Raw genomic sequence first — 20,358 nt, forward strand, 5'->3', positions numbered from 1 at the left:
TTTTTGCTCGCAAAATGCCCGGGTCTGTCCACTTCTAAATAGTATACCGGCTGAAACCCTGTTAAATCTTATTAATCTGAAATGGCAAACAGCGAATAGGGAACAGATTTTAAAATGCTGTATCACGCTTGTTGTTTAATAGATCTAAAAACAAAATTTATAATATGCAATTATGTTGCAAAAATTAAAAATTGACTGTGAAAAAACTCTATCTTTGTATGGCTAATATCAACATACAAACAGGAATGAGAAGATTGATTTTTTTGATACTTACGATAAAATTGCTAACTGGGTTGTCGCTTATGGCACAAAAAAGTGAAAATTGTGAGTGTGTTTTGAGTGGAACTGTAAAAGATAGTGAAACCAAAGAGCCGATTATTGGTGCAGTGGTATATTTGAAAGGAACCAATAAGGCTGTAAATACAGATGAAAAAGGGCGTTATATCTTAAAAAATATCTGTCAGGGAAATTATAGGCTCGTTTGTCAATTGGTAGGCTATCAGTCAGTAGAGTTGGTTGTTGACCTTAAAAAAGAACATGCAGAGGATATTGCCCTGGTTGAATCTGATGAGCATCTGCAGGAGGTTATAGTTTCAGGGAAAAAAGTAGAAAGTTTCTCTCAGGTTAAAAATACCCTGGAAGGACAGTCTTTAGAGCAGTCGAGAGGGCAAAATCTGGGGGAATCCCTCAAAGGAATTACTGGTGTAACTTCTTTACAGACAGGGAGTAGTATTTCCAAACCGGTTATTCATGGAATGCACTCTAACAGGGTTTTAATATTGAATAACGGTGTCAGACAGGAAGGTCAGCAATGGGGAAGTGAGCATGCTCCGGAAATAGACCCTTTTGTGGCAAAAAAACTCTCAGTGGTAAAGGGCGCTGCGGGTGTAAGATATGGCTCTGATGCTATTGCAGGCGTTATTCTGGTAGAACCTGATGACCTTCCGGATTCTTCAAAAATAACAGGAGAATTAAATACTGTAGGATTTAGTAATGGCAGACAGGGGGTTATTTCAGGCATTTTGCAGGGAGGAGTTACCGGGTTAAAAGGGTTATCCTGGAGGGTGCAGGGGACTTTGAAAAAAGGAGGTAATGTAAGTACTTCCTCATATAACCTGGCGAATACAGGAGTTGAAGAACAGAATTTCTCTCTTACTACCGGATACAAAAAAGCTAATTGGGGTACTGAAATTTATTTCAGCAGATTTAGCAACCTGATTGGGATATTTCTGGGCTCTCATATCGGAAATAAAGAGGATCTGGAAGATGCGATTGCAAGAAGCAGACCTTTGGAAATATATACTCCTTCTGAATTTTCCTATACCATAGATCGGCCATATCAGGATATAACACACAACCTTCTCAAAAGTAAAAGCTTTCTTAAAAGTGATAATTTCGGAAAACTCAATCTGACTCTTTCCCGCCAGTTTGACCGCAGGTATGAATATGATGTATTAAGAGCAGGGAAAAATGTCAATACTTTACGGTTTTTATTGGAAACATACACCGGAGAATTACTGCTTGAACATAAGCCTGTTTTTCACAAACTTTCCGGAATGGTTGGTCTGAGCGGGATGTATCAGGAAAATGTTTCTTCCGGTGACATTTACGATAAGCCGCAATTGACTACAACACTTATTCCGAATTTTCAGAATCAGACCATGGGAGTTTTTATTATAGAGCGTTTGCCATTAAAGAAATTTGATCTGGAAGCTGGTTTTAGATTTGACCAAAGAAACCTGAATGTTTACAGACCTACCCAAAGTTATTCTACAAGCATTACTCAGAAACAAACAATTAACAGAGGCCTGTCTGGTAATCTGGGAGTTAATTATCGCTTTTCCACTGCTTTATCGGGAAAATTTAATGCCGGAACAGCCTGGAGAGCCCCTACGGTAAATGAATTATACAGTTATGGGGTGCATCATGGCGCAGCGGCATTTGAAATCGGAGATTCCACATTAGCCGCAGAAAAAGCCTATAATTTTTCTCTGACATTTGAATATACGCTTAACAGACTTTCTGCCGAATTAAACCTCTATAATAATTACATCAATGATTTTATCTATCTGAAGCCTGGTTTTACCAATGGTGTTCCTGATTATATTCTTACGGTGAGAGGAGCTTTTCCGGAATTTAATTATACTCAGGTCGATGCCGTTTTCAGAGGAATTGATTTTTCTCTGCACTATCAGATTACAGATCGGCTGTCTTACACAGGAAAGTATGCGATGGTAAGAGCAAAGGATGTCAGAAATAATTTATACATGGTCAATATCCCTTCCGACAGAATTGAAAATACAGTGAAGTATGAATTTGGCAAAAAACATACTTCTTACCTGAGCATAGGGAATTTGTTTGTAGCACATCAAAACAGAGTAGAGGCAAACTCAGATTTTGTTGCACCTCCGGCAGCATATTCCCTGATGAATATTCAGGCAGGAACTGCCATAAAAAATTTCGAAATCGGATTGGGAGTAAGCAATTTATTCAATGTTTCATATCGTGAATATCTTAATCGTTTCAGGTATTTTACGGATGACATGGGAAGAAATGTCAGTTTGAGGGTAAAATGGAAATTTTAAGGAAAAACAACTGAATTGAAAGCAGATATATTCTGAAGAAGACCTGCCGTGAAATTCGTTTTAAGGCCCAGGAATTGCCATTTTATATCGTTTTTGTATATTTACTATAATATTCGACAAATTAAAACGATGATTTCAACGGAAAACCTAACCTTTCAGTATTCTCCTTCTAAAAAATTCCAGTTCCCTGATTTTGCCTGTGCAGACCGTGAAACAATGTTGATTTTGGGAAAATCGGGAAAAGGGAAGACTACCCTTCTGCATCTTATGGCCTTATTACTTCATCCGACCGGAGGGAAAATTCAGATTAATAATAAGGAAATCAGTGAGCTGTCTGTTGGTGATGCCGCCAGGTTCAGGGCTCAGAATGTGGGTATTATTTACCAGAAAGCACATTTTGTGCATTCTCTTTCTGTAATGGATAATTTGCTGTTGGTAAATTATCTCTCAGGACAAAAACAGGCAGTTGAAAAAGCCAGGCATTTTGCTGAAAGTCTGGGTTTTGCTGATCACCTCAAAAAGAAAACAACTCAATTGTCACAGGGAGAGCAGCAGAGAGTAAGCATCGCCAGGGCTTTGATGAATAATCCTTCCGTAATTCTGGCAGATGAGCCGACTTCAAACCTTGATGATGATAATTGTTTGAAAGTGGTGGATCTTCTTAAAAATCAAACCAATGAAATCGGAGCAAGTCTTGTAGTTGTTACGCATGACCAAAGGCTTAAAGACGTTTTCGAAAAACAAATTCAACTTTGATAGATTTTTGTCCCGAATAATCAGAATATATGATTTAAATGCAGACAAACGTCTGTCTCAATGATATGAATTTAATAAAAATTTCCTGGAGTAACCTCAAGGATAAACCTCTGACGAGTTTTTTAAGTATTTCATTAATGGCCCTGGGAATTGGAATAATCTCTTTGCTTTTACTGGTTTCCAAACAGCTGGATGAAAAATTTACCCGGAATGTAAAAGGAATTGATATGGTAATAGGGGCGAAGGGGAGTCCATTACAGTTGATTTTGGCCAGTATTTACCAGATTGATGCTCCAACAGGTAACATTCCGTTAGAGGAAGCAACTAAACTTACAAGAAGCCCGTTGGTTAAAACAGCCATACCATTGTCGATGGGAGATAATTATCAGGGATATCGTGTTATTGGTACAAATGAGAAATATCTTCAGCATTTTGAGGTGGAATATGCTGAAGGAAAGGTTTTTTCTAAAGCGATGGAAGTAGTAGCAGGTGCTAAAGCTGCTCAGAATCTGGAGCTAAAAGTGGGAGATTCTTTTGTAAGTCAGCATGGGTACGATGGAGAGGGGCATAAACATGACGAACAAAAATTTAAAGTAACCGGAATCTTAAAGACAAATAATTCGGTTGTAGATCAATTGATTTTAACGCCTTTGGAAAGTGTCTGGGCTGTGCATGAACATCATGAAGAAGGAGAACAACATGCTGATTCGGGGGCAAATGCTTTAAAACTGCTGGAAGAGGATGGAAGTCATAAAGAGGAGCATGAAGAAGAACCTAAAGAAATAACTTCCATGCTGATTAAATTTCGGAATCCTGCTTTGGGAATGATGATGGCCAGAAATATTAATCAGAATACAACCTTGCAAACTGCTACTCCGGCTATTGAAATTAACAGACTTTTTGCTCTTTTAGGGGTTGGACTAGATACACTTAAGTGGATTGCACTGGTTATTATTATTGTTTCAGGACTAAGTGTATTTGTCTCTTTGTATAATTCTTTGAAAGAGCGTAAATATGAAATGGCATTAATGCTTTCGATGGGAGCTACAAGAATCAGATTGTTTCTTTTACTTTTATTGGAAGGATTAATGATAAGTATTATTGGTTACGCGGCAGGGGTTTTACTCAGCCGCCTGGGGCTTTGGGTAATGGCAGAAAATGTGGAAAAAAACTTCCATTATGACTTTAATGTACTTTCTCTTTTGCCTGAAGAAATGTACCTAATGCTGGGAGCTTTGGTTATCGGATTGCTAGCGGCTGCATTACCAAGTCTGGGAATTTACAGAATCAATATTTCCAGAACGCTTGCAGATGAATAATCAGGCAGAATTAAACGTTTTAAAAAAGACTATTTTTATGCTTTCTTTTAGGAAAAAGCTTTTTCTGAAATTAATTTGCAAAAAGAATGGATAAAAGCACTCAATAACTAACAGATAACGAATAACTTAATATGATGAATCTTAGAAAAACTGTTTATACATTTCTGATTTCAGGACTTATTCTCGGATGTTTTGTCGCAGCAACTCCTGAACAAAAGACAGAGGTAAAAACACTTCCTGCTGAACCTGCCAAAGTAACCTGGGAAATGCTGAAAGATGTTACTTTCAAAAAGAAGTGGTATCCGCAGGAGTCAATTTTTATGCTTTATCCTACTTTCGGCCCGGGGATTAAAAAGATGGAGGGGAAAGAAATTATAATAAAAGGTTATCTGATTCCCGTAGATGCTTCCACAAATATGTATGTGTTATCTGCTTTTCCTTATAGCCAGTGTTTCTTTTGCGGAGGTGCGGGACCTGAATCAGTGATGTCTTTGAAATTCAGAAAAAACAGCAAGAAATTCAAAACAGATGAAATGCATACCTTATCAGGAGTGTTACAGTTAAATGCCGATGATGTTTACGAGATGAATTATATCCTTAAGGATGCAGATATTGAGGATTAAAAATAATAAACCGGCTTTTATGTTTAGTCCATTTTTTGAAATGGTCAACGTAAAAGCCGGTCTTTAAGATTATTGACTTACCTTCCTCTCAGCCATGCCTCCGGATTCTGGCGGCTTGTATTCTTCCAGATCTGGAAATTGATTTCCGATGTTCCATCGTTATCAGTAGCTACTACCCCGATTTTTTGCCCCATTTTGACTTTCTGTCCGCTTGAAACCGTCACGTTTGATAGTTTACTGTAAACTGTGAAATAATCTCCGTGCTGTACGGTAACGACCATATTTACACCAGGAATTAACACGACCATTTGTACTATGCCGTCATAAACAACTTTTACGTCATTTCCGGCATTGGTTTGAATATCCACCCCATTATTGTTCATCATTACACCTTTTAATACCGGGTGATTATGTACGCCAAAGTGGTCGGATATAAAGCCGGAGCTTACAGGAAGAGGCATTCTTCCTCTTAGAGAATTAAAAGAAGTAGCAAGTTTTATTTCCTCGTCGTTCATTGCAATAGAGCGATTATCCACAATTCTTTCTTCACGGGTATCGACTTCTCTTTCTTTCTCTCTGTCTTTTTTACTTTCTGTTCTGTTTTCAGCATCTTCAGCTTTCTGACGGGCAATTCTGGCAGCTTTTTCTCTTTCCTGGCTTCTTCTGATTTCTCTTTCAACAATAGAAGCAATCATATTTTCAAGTCGGGAAACAGCCTGTTTGTTATTTTCAAGCTGAGCTTTCAGTTCTTTTTCCTTCTTGCTGAGTTGTTCTACAACTTCTCCCTGTTTCGACTTTAATGTTTCAAGATTTTGTGTTTCTGTAATTTTTTCTCTCAAAACCTGTGATTGTTCCTGTTTCTTTTGAAGTACTTTTACCTGTTCCGCCACAAGATCAGCGCGGACTTTTTCAATAAGTTCTGCCTGTTTTTTACGGGCTTCAGAATATTGCTGTAAATATTTATACCTTCTTGCTAACTGGTTAAAACTGGATGCAGAAAAAAGAAAACTGAGCTTGTTATATCTGTCAGATGATTTTGAGGCGGCGAAAACCATTTTAGCGTACTCTCTTTTCAATTTTTCTAAATTTCCGGATAGCTCGCCTTTAACCCTGTTTAATTCATCTACTTCAACCTCCAAAAGCTGTTGGTTTTCAGTAAGCAGGTCAATTTGTTTAGCCTGTTTATGGATTCTTTCGCTGATTGCGTTGAGTTTACCAACAGAAGCCTCCTTTTTTTCAGAAGTCTTATCAATGATTTTATTAAGATCCTTGATTTTTTGAAGGTTCTGGCGTTTTTCTGCCTCAAGTCTGTCTTTTCTTTTGGTTTGAGAAAACGAATCAAAAAAAGAGAAACATAATAAAACAACAAACAGTCCTGAGTATATCTTCAGGGCTGTTGAATTGTTGAATTGCTGCTTAAAAATCCTTGAGGTCGGAAAGCACATTTAAGGTTCGGGATTTTAATGTTTTTTCAAAAGTTTTTCAGGAACCTTGAACGGAAATTCAAGGGGAGTATCCAGTAATTCTACTTTGCTATGTTTAATGTTAATAACTGTCTGATAAAATTTCTGATCAACGTTTGACTGATAATCAAGTGTTATCAGACTTGAAAATGGGAAAAGAATATCATTAAGGCTATTGAAATCCTCGAAATCCATTGTCAGCTTGTTATTGGTAGGCTGCTCGGTCAATAAAAGTTTCTTTAACTTACGATTTTGACCAATATAGTTTTCAATCTGAACCTTTCCTTCTTTTTGTTTCAGCAAATAATAATCATTTTCACGGATTACTCTCGACTTATTCTTTTTAAATGGCTGATTACCAATGATTAATGATTGAATTATGTCATAATTTAACTTGACATTGTAAGCCGTGCTTAAAGAATCATAATTCAGCTCAGTGTATTTACCATGAAATTTATCATAAAACCTGGCCATGTCTTTTGTAAAAATACCGGTTGCAACAGAAATTCCGAGTGCAGTGATATTCATCCAGATGACACTGTCTTTTTTCATCCGGATATCAAGGGTGAAACTTTGACTTTCCTTAGGCGTTTTATAGGACACCTTTGTTTTGGCTTTCAGGTAATTGAAGCTGATGTCGTCAACTTTAAATTTAGAATCGTCTGTTTCAGCAGGTTTTGAAACGACAGGATTTGTTGTCTGAACTGAGTCAATACGTGGAATAGTACTAATTGCGGTAGAATCTATTGCCTGTATTTCTGATGATTTGTTCATCTTCTGTCGTTTACAGGAACTAATAAAAAATAGTAAACTCAGGCAGATGATTAAGTATTTATTCATAATAAATGATGTTGAGCAAGAAGTTTGAATAACTGAGAATGATCAAACAACCGCTATTCATAGATTTTCTGTTCAGTAATTTTTTTGTCTATTAAGGTACTTGTTCCGCCAAGGTTTTTAGCTTTTTTCCATTGTTCTGTAGCTTTTTCTTTATCTCCCAGCTGAAACAGGATATCTCCATAATGTTCTACCACTGTACCGCTGGATGCTTTGCTTCCTTCAAGAGCTTTTTCCAGATAAACTTTGGCTTTTGCATACTCTTTATTCACATACAGAACCCAGGCATAGGTATCAAGAAATGTTCCGTTGTTAGGATTTCTTTCTACCAGCTTTTCGGCCATTTCGCGGGCTTTTTCCAGCTTTTGTTTTCTCAGAGAAAGGAAATAACTGTAATTATTCAGTACATGATCGTTATTAGGATTTTCTTTCAGAGCTGCTTCATAGGCTTCATCGGATTTCTCATGTTTTCCCATAGAATTGTAAGTATCTCCTAATTGAGCATCGATATGTTGCGCCAGTTCATAACCTGCAGGTGCTAATCTGCGTGCTTCTTCAAGTGATTCAATGGCTTTTTCGTGATTTTGCTTCAGATAATAGGCTGTGCCATTCTGAAACCAAAAAACCGATTGATTGGGAAATACCTCTATCGCTTCTTCTGAATGAATAATCGCACTGTCTAATTGTTTCAGTTCAAAATCCAGCTGAATGATTCGGCTCCAGACTTCATTAATGGATTTATCTAATCTTGCAGCTATAACATACTCATTGCGGGCATTTTCAGTTTCCCCTTTTTGAAGTAATAGATCTCCGTAGATAGCATGCGATTTCGGATCGCCCGGATTAGATTTGATGAGTGTTTTTACAAGATTGTAGGCGACGGTTTTTGATTTGTCATCTTTCATCATTCCTACATAGCTGATAAGGATACGTGCTTTAGTTGTAGCATCAAGACTACTGTCAGCGAATGCCAGTTCTAATTCTCTGTTGCATTTCTCAATATCACCTTTTTCCTGATAAATCTGGGCTAACATTACGTGAGACTGGGCATTTTCAGGATTTACTTTCAGAATTTTCTCCAGATAAGGAATTGCCTGATCATTGCGTTTATTAGTCATAAGCAATTCTGCCTGATCAATTTTATACTCAATTTCTTCCGGGTCTGAAGTAATGAGTTTTTCTCCTTCCTTAATCGCATCTTCAACCTTGCCTTCCTTTAACAACACCAATTGCTTCTGATGAGTAAGTTCTTCTGTTACACCCATGATGCGTTCAGCACGGTCATAGGCCTTAATCGCATCCTGATATTTTCCGTCAAAAATATAAACAGCAGCCAGTTCTATGTTATATTCAGCATTAGAAGGATCTTTTTCAATCAAGTCTTTGTAAATCCTTACAGCATCTTCATAACGATGTTTTTTGACATACAATTCTGATAGGAGAATACCGAAAGAAGCATTGTTGGGGTCCTGGGCAACAGCTTTTTCAGCGTTAGGAATGGCTTTGTCTTCTTCCTTCAATTTAGCGTAAGCATTGGAAAGCGCATAAAAGATTCCTCCGTTTCCCGGAGTGATATCTAATGCTTTTTCAAAAGAGGGGATAGATTTTTCATAATCCTCCAGCATGTACCACTTCATTCCCTCTGTAAAAAGAGCTTCAGCTTCCTGCAATTGGGCAGAAGTCCGCTCTTCACCCTTTTTCTTTTTTTGTGCAAAAGAAGAATGAGCCGAAAAAGAAACGACCGTAAGAAGAAAAATATATTTAATTAAGAATTTCATTTTGTGATAAAAACGAACTTTAGCCCGTAAACAAAAGCCGGATCCGATGTAGTAATTCAAACTCAATTTACGAACTAAAGAAGTGTTTTTTATACTTTAATAGCATTATAGTCACCAACACTTAAATCAGCCGCATTTCCCTCCAAAGTTACAAAATTTCCAACCATTGAGTTGGCTAAATTGATGTTAATAATGTCACTGTTTTCCTGAATGATTGAATTTTTAATAACCGAATTTACAATTTTTGTACCACTTCCTACTGAAACATGGGGGCCTATTACTGTATTTTCCAAAACTACATCTGCTCCAATGAATACCGGCGGTACAATTACTGAGTTTGTCATCAGTGCTGAAGCGGCAATAAGTGGTTGATTTTTAATGAATTCCAGATATCGTTGATTGGTATTTACGGTAGCTTCCTTATTTCCGCAGTCAAGCCATTCAGCAACCTGACCCGGAACAAATTTAGTACCATTATTTTTCATATTCTCAAGAGCATCAGTGAGTTGATACTCTCCCTTAACCTTAATGTCATTATCAATCAGAAATTCCAGTTCTTTACGGAGATATGCTCCGTCTTTGAAGTAATAAATTCCAATAATGGCTAAATCCGAGATATAATTGGCAGGTTTTTCAACAAAGTCAGTTATTTGATTTTGCTCATTCAGTTTTACCACGCCGAATGCACTCGGGTCTTCCACAGCCTGAACCCAGATAATTGCATCCTGGTCTACATCCAATATAAAATCGGCTTTAAAAAGTGTATCCGCATATGCAACGATAACATTTCCTTCTAAAGCTTCTCTGGCACATAAAATGGCATGAGCAGTGCCTAATGCTTCCTCCTGATAATGAATCGAGCCTTTTGCTCCTACAGACTCAGCAATCAGAAGCAGGTTTTTTTCAACTAAATCTCCGAAATCCCCAATAATAAACGCTATCTGATCGATTTTGGTATTGCAAACTTTAGCGATATCTTCTACCAGACGTTGAACAATCGGTTTCCCGGCAATCGGAATAAGTGGTTTTGGAACGCTTAATGTGTGCGGTCGCATACGCTTGCCCATTCCGGCCATTGGAATAATTATATTCATAGTTTTATTGCTCTTTCTTAATAAACACGTTTAACAAATCATATGGTGTTTTGATAATCGTGATTAAACAAAACAGTTTAGAAGTTACGGTTTATTAAAATAAGAATTTTTTTGTTAAGATGGAAAATATTCGAAAATTAATGCAAAAATCGGCAATATGTAACAGATATTTAAGGTTGTACCGAAAAAAGTCTTTGAAAACTATTAAACGCATATCAGAATACAGGAATCTACTTATATTATTGCATGAATCAATAGCAGAAAGAGACCAGACTTTTTAAGTCACCCCTTAGTTTTACGGAAAATAAGATCAATATTAACTAAAAGGACAGGATTTTATCTAACAGAAAACAAAATATGATATTTCAGGACGCGAGTATTGAAGAAATAGAACAACTTATGAAGGCTTCGAAAGAAGCATTTAAGTTATACAGAAAAACACCAGGTAAAAAGAAAGCCGTGTTTTTGAGGGCGATTGCCGAAGAAATTGAAGCATTGGGAGATACATTACTCAATCTGGCAAAGTCTGAAACAAATTTACCGATACCGAGATTAGTCTCCGAGAGAGGCAGAACCCTGTTTCAGTTAAGAATGTTTGCCGATTTATTGGAGGAGGGCTCCTGGGTAGATGCAAGGCTTGACTATGCCGATCTTTCCAGACAGCCTTTACCTAAACCTGATTTACGAAAAATGCTGATCCCGGTTGGTACAGTAGTGGTTTTTGGAGCAAGTAATTTTCCTTTTGCTTACTCTACTGCCGGGGGTGACACCGCCTCTGCTTTAGCTGCGGGCTGCCCGGTGATTGTAAAAGGGCATCCTGCTCATGGCGGAACTTCTGAAATGGTAGCACAGGCTGTATTGAAAGCTGTGGAAAAAACAGGAATGCCTGATGGTGTTTTTGCTCATGTTCATGGAAAGAACTTTGAGGTTGGTAAAGCATTGGTTTTACATCCGATAACTAAAGCTGTGGGTTTTACCGGCTCATTTATTGGAGGAAAGGCCTTATTTGATCTGGCGAATCAGAGACAGGAGCCTATTCCGGTTTTTGCAGAAATGGGAAGTGTTAATCCCGTGATACTGATGCCTGAAAAAATGAAATCAGAAGCCGGGAATATAGCAAAAACTTATGCTGCTTCAATTACAGTAGGCGTCGGGCAATTTTGTACAAATCCGGGTTTGATTATCGGAATAGAAAATGAAGACTTGTTGAAATTTGAGGAGGTTTTAAAAGAAGAAATAGAGAAAATTGCACCGGAACAAATGCTGAATGCCGGAATCTATCAGAATTTTGAAGGTAAAAGAACAGTAGTTTTAGCTCAGGAGCATGTTGAGGTGCTGGCAGAAACGCTGATAGAAAGATCTGCAGCGATTCAGGGGTTGCCAACAATTGCCAAAGTAAAAGCAGAAGTATTCCTCAATAATCCAACCCTGCACCAGGAGGTTTTCGGGCCTTTCTCTCTGATGGTTATTTGTAAGGATCTGGAACAGATGCAGGAAGTTCTGAGTCATCTGGAAGGGCAGCTTACGGCAACCTTAATGGCAATAGAAGCAGAATTGCAGGAAAATCCTGAAATATCTGATACTTTAAGAAATATTTGCGGAAGATTGATTTTTAATGGTGTGCCAACGGGCGTAGAGGTTGGTTTTCCAATGCAGCATGGAGGGCCTTTTCCCGCCAGTACGGATTCACGATTCGGGGCGGTAGGTCCGGATGCAATCAAACGGTTTGTTCGTCCGGCTTCATATCAGGGTTTTCCGGAAAATTTATTGCCTGATGAATTAAAAACAGATAACCCGCTGAATATTTTGAGATTAGTACAGGGAGTTTGGAAAAAATAAACACTACTTTTGAGAAAAACTTAGTATTCTACACTTATAAAAATATGTTTGAAGCCTTTATTAATTTGCTTTTTCCCAGAACCTGCTATGCCTGTTACCAGCCTTTGGAATCAGCTGAACAGATTATTTGTACAAAATGTCATTTAGATTTACCAAAGACCAATTCCCATCTTGAACCTTTGCCTGAACTGAGGCATAAATTTTTGGGGAAGGTTGAGGTAAAATATGCTTTTTCTTATCTGAAATTTGTGAAAGGAGGGAAGATTCAGCGACTGATGCATGAATTGAAATACAGAGGAAAACAGGAAATAGGAGAAACGCTTGGCCGATGGTATGGCGGTGATCTGAGGGAAAGCGGATTTTCCGGAGAATTTGATATGATTTTAACGGTTCCTCTGCATAAAAAACGCCTGAGAGAAAGAGGATATAATCAGTCAGATTGTTTTGCCAAAGGACTTTCCGAAAGTTTGGGAGTAATGTGGGATGGGAGCATTTTAATCAGAACAAAGAAAACAGACTCTCAGATCTCAAAAACCAGGACAGAACGTTTTCTGAATATGGAAGATGTTTTTGTTGTTTCTGATAGTGCAGATTTGAAGAGAAAAAGGATTCTTTTGGTTGATGATACCATTACAACGGGCGCTACACTTGAAGCGTGTATCATCGCACTACAGAAGGCAGATGTATCAGAAATCTCAGTTGTAACTATTGCAATGGTCATATAAAGAGAAGAGCCGCTGATTTTTCAGCGGCTCTTCTCTTTGTGATAATACGATTGATACTATTTGTTAGTACCGGCTCTGATCATTGCACAACGGAAACCAATTGTTGAAGTTGCAGAATCCTGATCAAGGAAGCGGCGTGTTCCAGGAGCTAACCAATAAGCAATATCCGCCCATGAACCACCTTTGAAAACTCTTGATTTATTGTCAATTAACGAGTTATTATGTGCTTTATCATAAGTCCCTTCTTTATCAAGGAAATCATTACGACGAATTGGATTCAGGTCATTGATATCCTGATAAGACAATGGACGATACAAGTCATAAACCCATTCGTTGACGTTACCTGCCATTTGATACAATCCAAAATCATTCGGAGGATAAGTATAAACTTCAGTTGTAATAATCGCACCATCATTTGATTTACCTGCAATACCGGCATAATCTCCACGGCCACGTTTAAAGTTCGCTAACATTGTACCTTTCTTACGTCCGCGGGCAGATCTCATATTTGGTCCATCCCAGGGATAAATACGCTGATTAGTCTGATTTTCATCTTCCTGTTGCGTTCCGATCATAGCTTTTGCCGCATATTCCCATTCCGCTTCAGAAGGAAGACGATAACTTGGTAATACTTTTCCTGACTCAATGGCTAATCTTCCTCCCTGATTCGTCGGAGCTGCTGTTACTTGTTCAGCTTTGCCTTTCTTAGCTTTTGTTCCTTTTGCTTTTTTAGGAGATTTAGCTCCTTTCATAGCAAGGTCCATATTTACCGCTGCTGTACGCCAGTTACAATAATCATTAGCCTGTACCCATGATACGCCAACTACCGGATACATACGGAAGCCCGGGTAACGAAGGTATTGTTCTACATAAGAGTCGTTGAATGCTAACTCATTCTTCCATACTAACGTATCAGGAAGAGCTGATTCGTAAAACTCCTGAGTGGAATCTTTTTGAATAGAGTTAAGATATTCCAGATAGTGAACGTTGGCAATTTCAGTTTCATCCATATAAAAAGACTGAACAGAAACCGTTCTCTCAAGGTTATCACGGGAATTAAGTACATCCTCTTCCAGGGAGCCCATTGTGAACCTTCCACCTTCAATAAATACCAAGTTCGGACCGGTCGGTTGACCTTTGAAACTTTTATCTACCTGAAAGCCGCCTTTTTTATTGTATGATATGCCTGTTGCCGTACTATTTTTGCCCAGCTTGACACTAGTAGCTTTTTTGCTTTTACAGGAACTAACCAAGGCTAATCCAATCAACAAAACCGCTAACGATTTTATAGACAACTTCATTTTTGAAATAGTTTATATTGTCAATTATTTATTAAGAATTTAAAATTCGAAGACACGAATCACAAATTTACAATTTTCAGGATAAGTAATCTGATAAATATAATGATAAATTTTGATTATCGGCTTTTAAAAAATCAATCAAAACCTTTTAAAATTATGATAACACTCGACTTCCAAACATTGAAAAAACAGGTTTTATCCTTTTATGTCACTGAGAATTACCTTCATTTCATGAATAGAACTGATTTTTTCGACGTTCAGAATTAACTTACCTTTGGCTTCTTTGAGTTGGCATTTACGCGAATTTACTTTCACGTACTCAAGAATCTTGCCAAAAATATCTGATTTATAATACTTTTCATTCTCCGAAGAAACGAAGTACAACTTCAGATTATTGTTTTTCAAAATAATTTTTTCGATTCCCAAAGACTCCGCTACCCATCTGACTCTCACGATTTCGATCATATCTTCTACCTCCGGAGGAATAGGACCGAAGCGATCTTTAATGGTATTCTGGAAGGTTTCTAATTCCTGATTGTCTTTTATGTCGTCCAATTTAGTATAAAGCGATAATCTTTCAGAAATACTTGATACATATTTTTCAGGAATCAGGACCTGTAAATCGGTTTCTATCTGACAGTCAACGGATAATTTATCTACCGTTTCCAGTAAATCTTTTTCAAATAAATCACGGAACTCCTGTTCTTTTAATTCCTGAACTGCTTCGTCCAGTATTTTATGATAAAGTTCATAACCCAGGTCGTTAATAAACCCGCTTTGTTCGGCTCCCAGAAGATTCCCCGCTCCCCGTATATCGAGGTCTCTCATCGCCACTTTGAATCCATCTCCTAAATCTGTAAATTCTTCCAGGGCACTTAATCGTTTTCTCGCATCAGAAGTCAGTGCTGAAAGAGTAGGCGTTAACAGAAAACAAAAAGCTTTTTTATTTGAACGCCCTACACGGCCTCTCATTTGATGCAAATCTGACAATCCGAAATGGTTTGCATGATTAATGAAAATGGTGTTGGCATTCGGAATGTCAAGACCAGACTCGATAATGTTTGTTGAAACCAAAACATCATAATGCCCTTCAATGAAACTCATCATGACTTTTTCCAGTTTTTCACCATCCATTTGTCCGTGAGCAATTCCAATCTTAGCATCAGGGACCATTCTCAGAATGGTATTGGCAATAGATTCCAACTCGTTAACTCTGTTGTGAACAAAATAAACCTGTCCTCCTCTTTTCAATTCATAACTTACTGCATCTCTCAACAACACCTCATTGAAGACGTGTAATTCGGTTGTTACCGGTTGTCGGTTTGGAGGAGGAGTGGCAATTACTGAAAGGTCCCGTGCTCCCATTAAAGAGAAATGAAGCGTTCTTGGAATAGGAGTGGCCGTAAGTGTTAAAACGTCAACATTTACCCTCATTTCCTTTAAACGATCTTTTACTTTTACTCCAAATTTTTGCTCTTCATCTATAATCATCAAACCTAAATCCTTAAAAAGAACATCTTTGTTGACAATTCGGTGAGTTCCGATAAGAATGTCGGTTTCACCATTGGCAACTCTTTTCAGGGTTTCCTTGATTTGCTTGTCTGACTTAAACCGGTTAATGTATTCAACCCTGCATGGGAATTTCTCAAGCCGGTCTCTGAATGTACGGAAATGCTGCATGGCCAAAACTGTGGTTGGCACTAAAACGGCAACCTGTTTGGAATCAGCAACTGCTTTAAATGCTGAGCGGATTGCCACCTCGGTTTTTCCAAAACCCACATCTCCGCAAACCAGCCTGTCCATTGGATGAGGTTTTTCCATATCCGCTTTAACATCAGCCGTTGATTTTGCCTGATCGGGAGTATCTTCATACAAGAACGAAGATTCCAGTTCGGCCTGCATAAAACTGTCCTGAGAGAAAGCAAATCCCGGAGCTGTCCGGCGCTTGGCGTAAAGCATGATTAATTCTTTCGCGATATCCTTAACCTGTTTCTTTACTCTTGATTTTTTATTTTCCCAGTCTTGAGAGCCAAGCTTTGAAATAATCGGAGGCCCGCCTTCCTTGCCTGAATACTTCGCAATTTTATGAAGAGAATGAATGGAAACCGATAAAAGATCATCATCCCGATATACCAAACGGATTGCTTCCTGTTCGGAATCACCTACTTTTATCTTATCCAGTCCGGCGAATCTTCCTATTCCATAATCTACGTGTGTGACGAAATCACCTACCTGAAGTGTTCGTAATTCTTTTAAGGTAAGTGCTTTCGATTTAGAATATTTATTTTTTTCTCTAAATCTGTGGAATCGGTCAAATATCTGGTGATCAGTATAACAGGCCAGTTTCAGATTTTCATCAATAAAACCCTCCCGTAAAGAAATATTTAAAGACTGAAAGCGGACATGCTGATCAATTTCTGAGAAAATGACTTCCAGTCGCTCCAGTTGTTTATGTGATTCCGAAGAAATAATATTGACAAAATGAAAACCCTGGTTTTCCCGGAGGTTATCAGAGAGACGTTTGAAATCTTTATTAAAAGAAGGCTGAGCTTTAGCCTTAAAATTCAAGGTTGAAACTTCAGCTGCAGGGGAGCTTTTAAAATAGAATCTCCGGCCAAATTCTACGGTACCAAATGTTTTGATCTGATTGAGGAAGCCCCTTCTTGTTTCAAAAAGCTGATTTGGATCACTTACTACTTTTATGCCGCCACTTCTTCCTACAATCTCCTGCAGGCTGGCTTCCACTTTTTTAAAGGAATTATCAATGATTTCTAATACCAGATCTATTTCCCTGAACCAGATACGGGCATTTTCGGGAAAGAAACTTAAAAAAGATTCCCTTGTTTCCTGTACAAGTTTGGTTTGTACATCGGGTATGATATTAATTTTTGAAACAGATTCTACAGAAAGCTGACTTTCAGGATCAAATGTCCTGACACTTTCTACTTCGTCACCAAAGAGGTCAATTCTGAAAGGTAATTCATTGGCATAAGAGAATACATCTACAATTCCCCCACGGATAGAGTATTGACCCGCTTCGTAAACAAAATCTGTTTTTTCGAAATCATAGCTTGCCAGTACCTCCCCCAGAAAGCCTGTGTCGAGTTTTTCTCCTACAGTAATTGTAAAAGTATTTTTCAGTAAGGAACGTTTGTTAATTACTTTTTCGGATAAAGCTTCCGGATAAGTAACGATTATAATCCCCTCTTCTTTTGAATTATTGAGTTTGTTCAATACTTCAGCCCGTATTAATACATTGGCATTATCAATTTCTTCGTATTGATAAGCCTTTTTATAAGACATCGGAAAGCTCAGAACATGTTGATCTCCCAGAAGGTTCTGCAAATCATTAAGGAAATAAGCCGCTTCCTCCCGGTCATTTAATACAAGCAGGTAGGTTTGTGGAAAGCTTTGAAAAAGAGCTGAAACCATAACAGCATCTAAACTGCCGCTAAGTCCTTTAAGCTGTATATGAGGAAATATGCGGGAATCTTTTAGCTGCTCAGAAATTGTTTTCACAAAACCATCTTCACGATAGAGCGTCAGGAAATCTTTTACTAACATTTCAAACGGTAGAGATAGCGTTTCCGGAAAGCAAAATAAAAACTTCCGGGAACAAGTTTAGCCACCAATTGCCCGATCCTGAAAAACAGGAACAAACAATTTGTGGCGAAAAGGATTGGTAATACAAAGGTATTGAGAAAACTCAAATAAAGGTGAAATGGTTTGTCTCGCTGCAAAATTGCTGTTTTTTAAAGTGTTTTAGCTATTGTTTATAAATTCTTAACATTCTCCTAATCAATAATTTATAAGGGAATTACAAATTTGTTTAAACAAAAGATAAAACCTTGGAAGTACTTATTTATAGTCAAAGAAGAAGCATTCATAGGGACAAATTTTATAACAGACCGACTTTTTAATCTTATGAAAGCTTCTGCACAGTTTCGTACTATTATCATTTCTGATTTGCACTTAGGCACTAAAGGATCTAAGGCTAAAGAAGTGACGGATTTTCTCAAACAGTATCGTTGTGAGAAACTGATTCTGAATGGAGACATTATTGATGGCTGGCAACTTAAGAAACAGGGAACCTGGAAGAAAAAGCATACCGGTTTTTTCAGGGTTGTTTTGAAGATGATAGACGAATATGGTACCAAGGTGATTTACTTAAGAGGAAATCATGACGATTTTCTGGATCAGGTAATGCCTCTTAAGATTGGTAAGCATTTCTCAATTCAAAGGGATTATATCCTTCGTTCAGGTACAAAGCAGTTTTATATTACGCACGGGGATATTTTCGACAGCATAACCTCTCATGTGAAATGGCTGGCCTATCTGGGAGATATTGGTTATACGCTGCTGCTTAGCATTAATAAGTTTTATAATCAATACAGAGCATGGCGAGGCATGCCATATTATTCTTTATCTCAGGTAATCAAGCAAAAAGTAAAGGCTGCGGTCAATTATATCTCGGATTTTGAGGAGAAACTTGCCGAATTGGCCAGAGCGAATGATTGTGAAGGGATTATTTGCGGCCATATTCATAAGCCGGTTATTAAAGATATTGACGGGATTACTTATATGAATTCCGGCGATTGGGTCGAGTCACTAAGTGCTTTGGTGGAAGATTTTTCAGGAAAATGGAGCCTGATTTATTACCAGGATCAGATATCAAAATTTGAACCGCTTATCCTGGAAGATGATGAAGAAGAGGTTCAGAAGATAGATTTGATCAATGTTTCTTAGAGAATACTTAAGGACTGTTTGAAAGTAATAACGTAACGATTAATGAGGAGTCAGGAGTAGAGATTAAAATAAACCGCTTTGTTAGACGATTTCAAAAATCGTTGTTTTAAAAAAATGAGTAAATTCCTTTTTATCGTACAAGGAGAGGGGCGAGGTCACATGACCCAGGCTATTTCTCTTTATGAAACGCTTACCGCAGCCGGACATCAGGTAGTAGCAACAATGGTTGGCACAGCTGAGGGGCGTGAGGTTCCTGATTTTTTTCAGCAAAAGGTTGATGTTCCTATGCGTACGTTTCCAAGCCCTAGTCTGGTTTATGGTATGGGAAAGTCGGTAAATCTTTTACAAACTGTATTGAGACCGCTTTTAAAAGCTAAGAAATATTGGAAAAGTACAGAGTTGGTTCATGAAACGGTTGAGAAATATAAACCGGATGTAATTGTTAATTTTTATGAGATGGTCTGTGGTTTTTACTATGCCAGATATCGTTCTCAGATTCCTTGTGTAAATATTGCTCATCAATATTTATTGCTACATAAAAACTTCGTTTCGCTTCCGGATAAATGGTTCGACAGGGTATTACTTAATATGAATACCAAGCTTACGATGATTGGTTCTACCCGGAAACTGGCACTTTCTTTTGTAGAAATGCCAAACGATACGGCTCAGAATATTTATGTAACTCCGCCTTTGCTGAGAAATGAAGTAAGAGATCTTGTTCCCAAACAAGAACCTTATTTACTGGCATATATAACCCATCATCGTTTGAGTGAAGACATTATAGAATGGCATCGTAACCATAGAGATGTTAAAATTCATTGTTTTTGGGATAAAAAAGATTTTGGTACAGAATGGCATTTTTCAGAAAATCTGATTTTCCATCAGATTAATGCAGAGAAATATCTTGAAATGATGCAGAACTGTACAGGCCTGGTTAGTACCGCAGGTTTTGAATCAGTTTGTGAGGCTATGTATCTTGGAAAACCTGTGATGATGATTCCGGTCCCTAATCATATTGAGCAGGCGATAAATGCTCTTGATGCAACACGTGCCGGAGCAGGTATTACTGATACAGGATTTGATTTCTCTAAATTCCTGGAATACCTTCCATTACATAAAGATGTAAGTCATGATTTTCAGAACTGGCATGCCCAGACTGGCAGAATGTTCCTGAAGCATTTGGAGGAGTTGGCTCAACCTCGTCAGGAAGTATATTCTCTTTCCGGAAAATTACCCCGCAATCCATTGAGATGGTTAGCGCTGAGATAAGGAATAACTGAAATAATGCGGAT

The 20,358-nt window shown here is 37.9% G+C and carries 14 protein-coding genes; 8 read left to right on the forward strand and 6 right to left on the reverse strand.

The window, feature by feature from the left end:
* Positions 1 to 302: 302 nt before the first annotated feature.
* The 4 genes from BM179_RS06570 to BM179_RS06585 all read left to right on the forward strand — a co-directional run bounded on the left by BM179_RS06570 (position 303) and on the right by BM179_RS06585 (position 5,283).
* Complete coding sequence (locus BM179_RS06570) at positions 303 to 2,585, forward strand: TonB-dependent receptor (protein ID WP_229632907.1); 2,283 nt, start codon at positions 303 to 305, stop codon at positions 2,583 to 2,585.
* Positions 2,586 to 2,714: 129 nt separating this feature from the next.
* Positions 2,715 to 3,341, forward strand: a complete 627-nt coding sequence (locus BM179_RS06575; protein WP_092014088.1) for an ABC transporter ATP-binding protein — start codon at positions 2,715 to 2,717, stop codon at positions 3,339 to 3,341.
* Between the two features lie 65 nt (positions 3,342 to 3,406).
* Positions 3,407 to 4,660, forward strand: a complete 1,254-nt coding sequence (locus BM179_RS06580; RefSeq protein WP_092014969.1) for an ABC transporter permease — start codon at positions 3,407 to 3,409, stop codon at positions 4,658 to 4,660.
* 131 nt (positions 4,661 to 4,791) lie between these two features.
* Complete coding sequence (locus tag BM179_RS06585; RefSeq protein WP_229632908.1) at positions 4,792 to 5,283, forward strand: DUF3299 domain-containing protein; 492 nt, start codon at positions 4,792 to 4,794, stop codon at positions 5,281 to 5,283.
* Positions 5,284 to 5,360: 77 nt separating this feature from the next.
* On the opposite strand, the gene BM179_RS06590 is transcribed toward BM179_RS06585, so the two are convergent.
* The 4 genes from BM179_RS06590 to BM179_RS06605 form a co-directional block, all read right to left on the reverse strand.
* Positions 5,361 to 6,728, reverse strand: a complete 1,368-nt coding sequence (locus BM179_RS06590) for a murein hydrolase activator EnvC family protein (protein ID WP_092014091.1) — start codon at positions 6,726 to 6,728, stop codon at positions 5,361 to 5,363.
* 15 nt (positions 6,729 to 6,743) lie between these two features.
* Positions 6,744 to 7,586 carry a lipoprotein insertase outer membrane protein LolB1 gene (lolB1, locus tag BM179_RS06595; protein WP_092014094.1) on the reverse strand — a complete coding sequence of 281 codons (843 nt, stop codon included), beginning with the start codon at positions 7,584 to 7,586 and terminating at the stop codon, positions 6,744 to 6,746.
* A gap of 53 nt (positions 7,587 to 7,639) precedes the next feature.
* Positions 7,640 to 9,361 (reverse strand): tetratricopeptide repeat protein, encoded by a 1,722-nt coding sequence (locus BM179_RS06600; protein WP_092014097.1) that lies wholly within the window; start codon positions 9,359 to 9,361, stop codon positions 7,640 to 7,642.
* Between the two features lie 89 nt (positions 9,362 to 9,450).
* Complete coding sequence (locus BM179_RS06605) at positions 9,451 to 10,455, reverse strand: sugar phosphate nucleotidyltransferase (protein ID WP_092014099.1); 1,005 nt, start codon at positions 10,453 to 10,455, stop codon at positions 9,451 to 9,453.
* 357 nt (positions 10,456 to 10,812) lie between these two features.
* On the opposite strand from BM179_RS06605, the gene BM179_RS06610 reads away from it, so the two are divergent.
* Both BM179_RS06610 and BM179_RS06615 read left to right on the forward strand, forming a co-directional pair.
* Positions 10,813 to 12,294, forward strand: a complete 1,482-nt coding sequence (locus BM179_RS06610; RefSeq protein ID WP_229632909.1) for an aldehyde dehydrogenase (NADP(+)) — start codon at positions 10,813 to 10,815, stop codon at positions 12,292 to 12,294.
* Positions 12,295 to 12,338: 44 nt separating this feature from the next.
* Positions 12,339 to 13,019, forward strand: coding sequence for a ComF family protein (locus BM179_RS06615; protein ID WP_092014102.1), 681 nt, complete (start codon positions 12,339 to 12,341; stop codon positions 13,017 to 13,019).
* Positions 13,020 to 13,075: 56 nt separating this feature from the next.
* Here BM179_RS06615 and gldJ read toward each other — a convergent pair whose 3' ends face one another.
* Both gldJ and mfd read right to left on the reverse strand, forming a co-directional pair.
* Complete coding sequence (gene gldJ / locus BM179_RS06620) at positions 13,076 to 14,320, reverse strand: gliding motility lipoprotein GldJ (protein ID WP_092014105.1); 1,245 nt, start codon at positions 14,318 to 14,320, stop codon at positions 13,076 to 13,078.
* Between the two features lie 195 nt (positions 14,321 to 14,515).
* Complete coding sequence (gene mfd / locus BM179_RS06625) at positions 14,516 to 17,884, reverse strand: transcription-repair coupling factor (RefSeq protein WP_092014108.1); 3,369 nt, start codon at positions 17,882 to 17,884, stop codon at positions 14,516 to 14,518.
* A gap of 360 nt (positions 17,885 to 18,244) precedes the next feature.
* On the opposite strand from mfd, the gene BM179_RS06630 reads away from it, so the two are divergent.
* Positions 18,245 to 19,066, forward strand: coding sequence for a UDP-2,3-diacylglucosamine diphosphatase (locus BM179_RS06630; RefSeq protein WP_092014111.1), 822 nt, complete (start codon positions 18,245 to 18,247; stop codon positions 19,064 to 19,066).
* A gap of 114 nt (positions 19,067 to 19,180) precedes the next feature.
* On the forward strand, positions 19,181 to 20,335 hold the full coding sequence (locus BM179_RS06635) for a glycosyltransferase family protein (RefSeq protein WP_092014114.1): 1,155 nt from the start codon (positions 19,181 to 19,183) through the stop codon (positions 20,333 to 20,335).
* Positions 20,336 to 20,358 lie beyond the last annotated feature (23 nt).

Origin of the sequence: Pseudarcicella hirudinis, from assembly GCF_900115665.1 — a bacterium.
Classification (GTDB): Bacteria; Bacteroidota; Bacteroidia; order Cytophagales; family Spirosomataceae; genus Pseudarcicella; species Pseudarcicella hirudinis.

What these genes read in the sequence shown, in the direction of transcription:
- BM179_RS06570 (WP_229632907.1), top strand. Translation starts at nt 303, where the DNA reads ATGGCACAAAAAAGTGAAAATTGTGAGTGTGTTTTGAGTGGAACTGTA.
- BM179_RS06600 (WP_092014097.1), bottom strand. Translation starts at nt 9,361, where the DNA reads ATGAAATTCTTAATTAAATATATTTTTCTTCTTACGGTCGTTTCTTTT.
- BM179_RS06575 (WP_092014088.1), top strand. Translation starts at nt 2,715, where the DNA reads ATGATTTCAACGGAAAACCTAACCTTTCAGTATTCTCCTTCTAAAAAA.
- BM179_RS06610 (WP_229632909.1), top strand. Translation starts at nt 10,813, where the DNA reads ATGATATTTCAGGACGCGAGTATTGAAGAAATAGAACAACTTATGAAG.
- BM179_RS06580 (WP_092014969.1), top strand. Translation starts at nt 3,407, where the DNA reads ATGAATTTAATAAAAATTTCCTGGAGTAACCTCAAGGATAAACCTCTG.
- BM179_RS06630 (WP_092014111.1), top strand. Translation starts at nt 18,245, where the DNA reads ATGAAAGCTTCTGCACAGTTTCGTACTATTATCATTTCTGATTTGCAC.
- BM179_RS06585 (WP_229632908.1), top strand. Translation starts at nt 4,792, where the DNA reads ATGATGAATCTTAGAAAAACTGTTTATACATTTCTGATTTCAGGACTT.
- mfd (WP_092014108.1), bottom strand. Translation starts at nt 17,884, where the DNA reads ATGTTAGTAAAAGATTTCCTGACGCTCTATCGTGAAGATGGTTTTGTG.
- BM179_RS06635 (WP_092014114.1), top strand. Translation starts at nt 19,181, where the DNA reads ATGAGTAAATTCCTTTTTATCGTACAAGGAGAGGGGCGAGGTCACATG.
- BM179_RS06615 (WP_092014102.1), top strand. Translation starts at nt 12,339, where the DNA reads ATGTTTGAAGCCTTTATTAATTTGCTTTTTCCCAGAACCTGCTATGCC.
- gldJ (WP_092014105.1), bottom strand. Translation starts at nt 14,320, where the DNA reads ATGAAGTTGTCTATAAAATCGTTAGCGGTTTTGTTGATTGGATTAGCC.
- BM179_RS06590 (WP_092014091.1), bottom strand. Translation starts at nt 6,728, where the DNA reads ATGTGCTTTCCGACCTCAAGGATTTTTAAGCAGCAATTCAACAATTCA.
- lolB1 (WP_092014094.1), bottom strand. Translation starts at nt 7,586, where the DNA reads ATGAATAAATACTTAATCATCTGCCTGAGTTTACTATTTTTTATTAGT.
- BM179_RS06605 (WP_092014099.1), bottom strand. Translation starts at nt 10,455, where the DNA reads ATGAATATAATTATTCCAATGGCCGGAATGGGCAAGCGTATGCGACCG.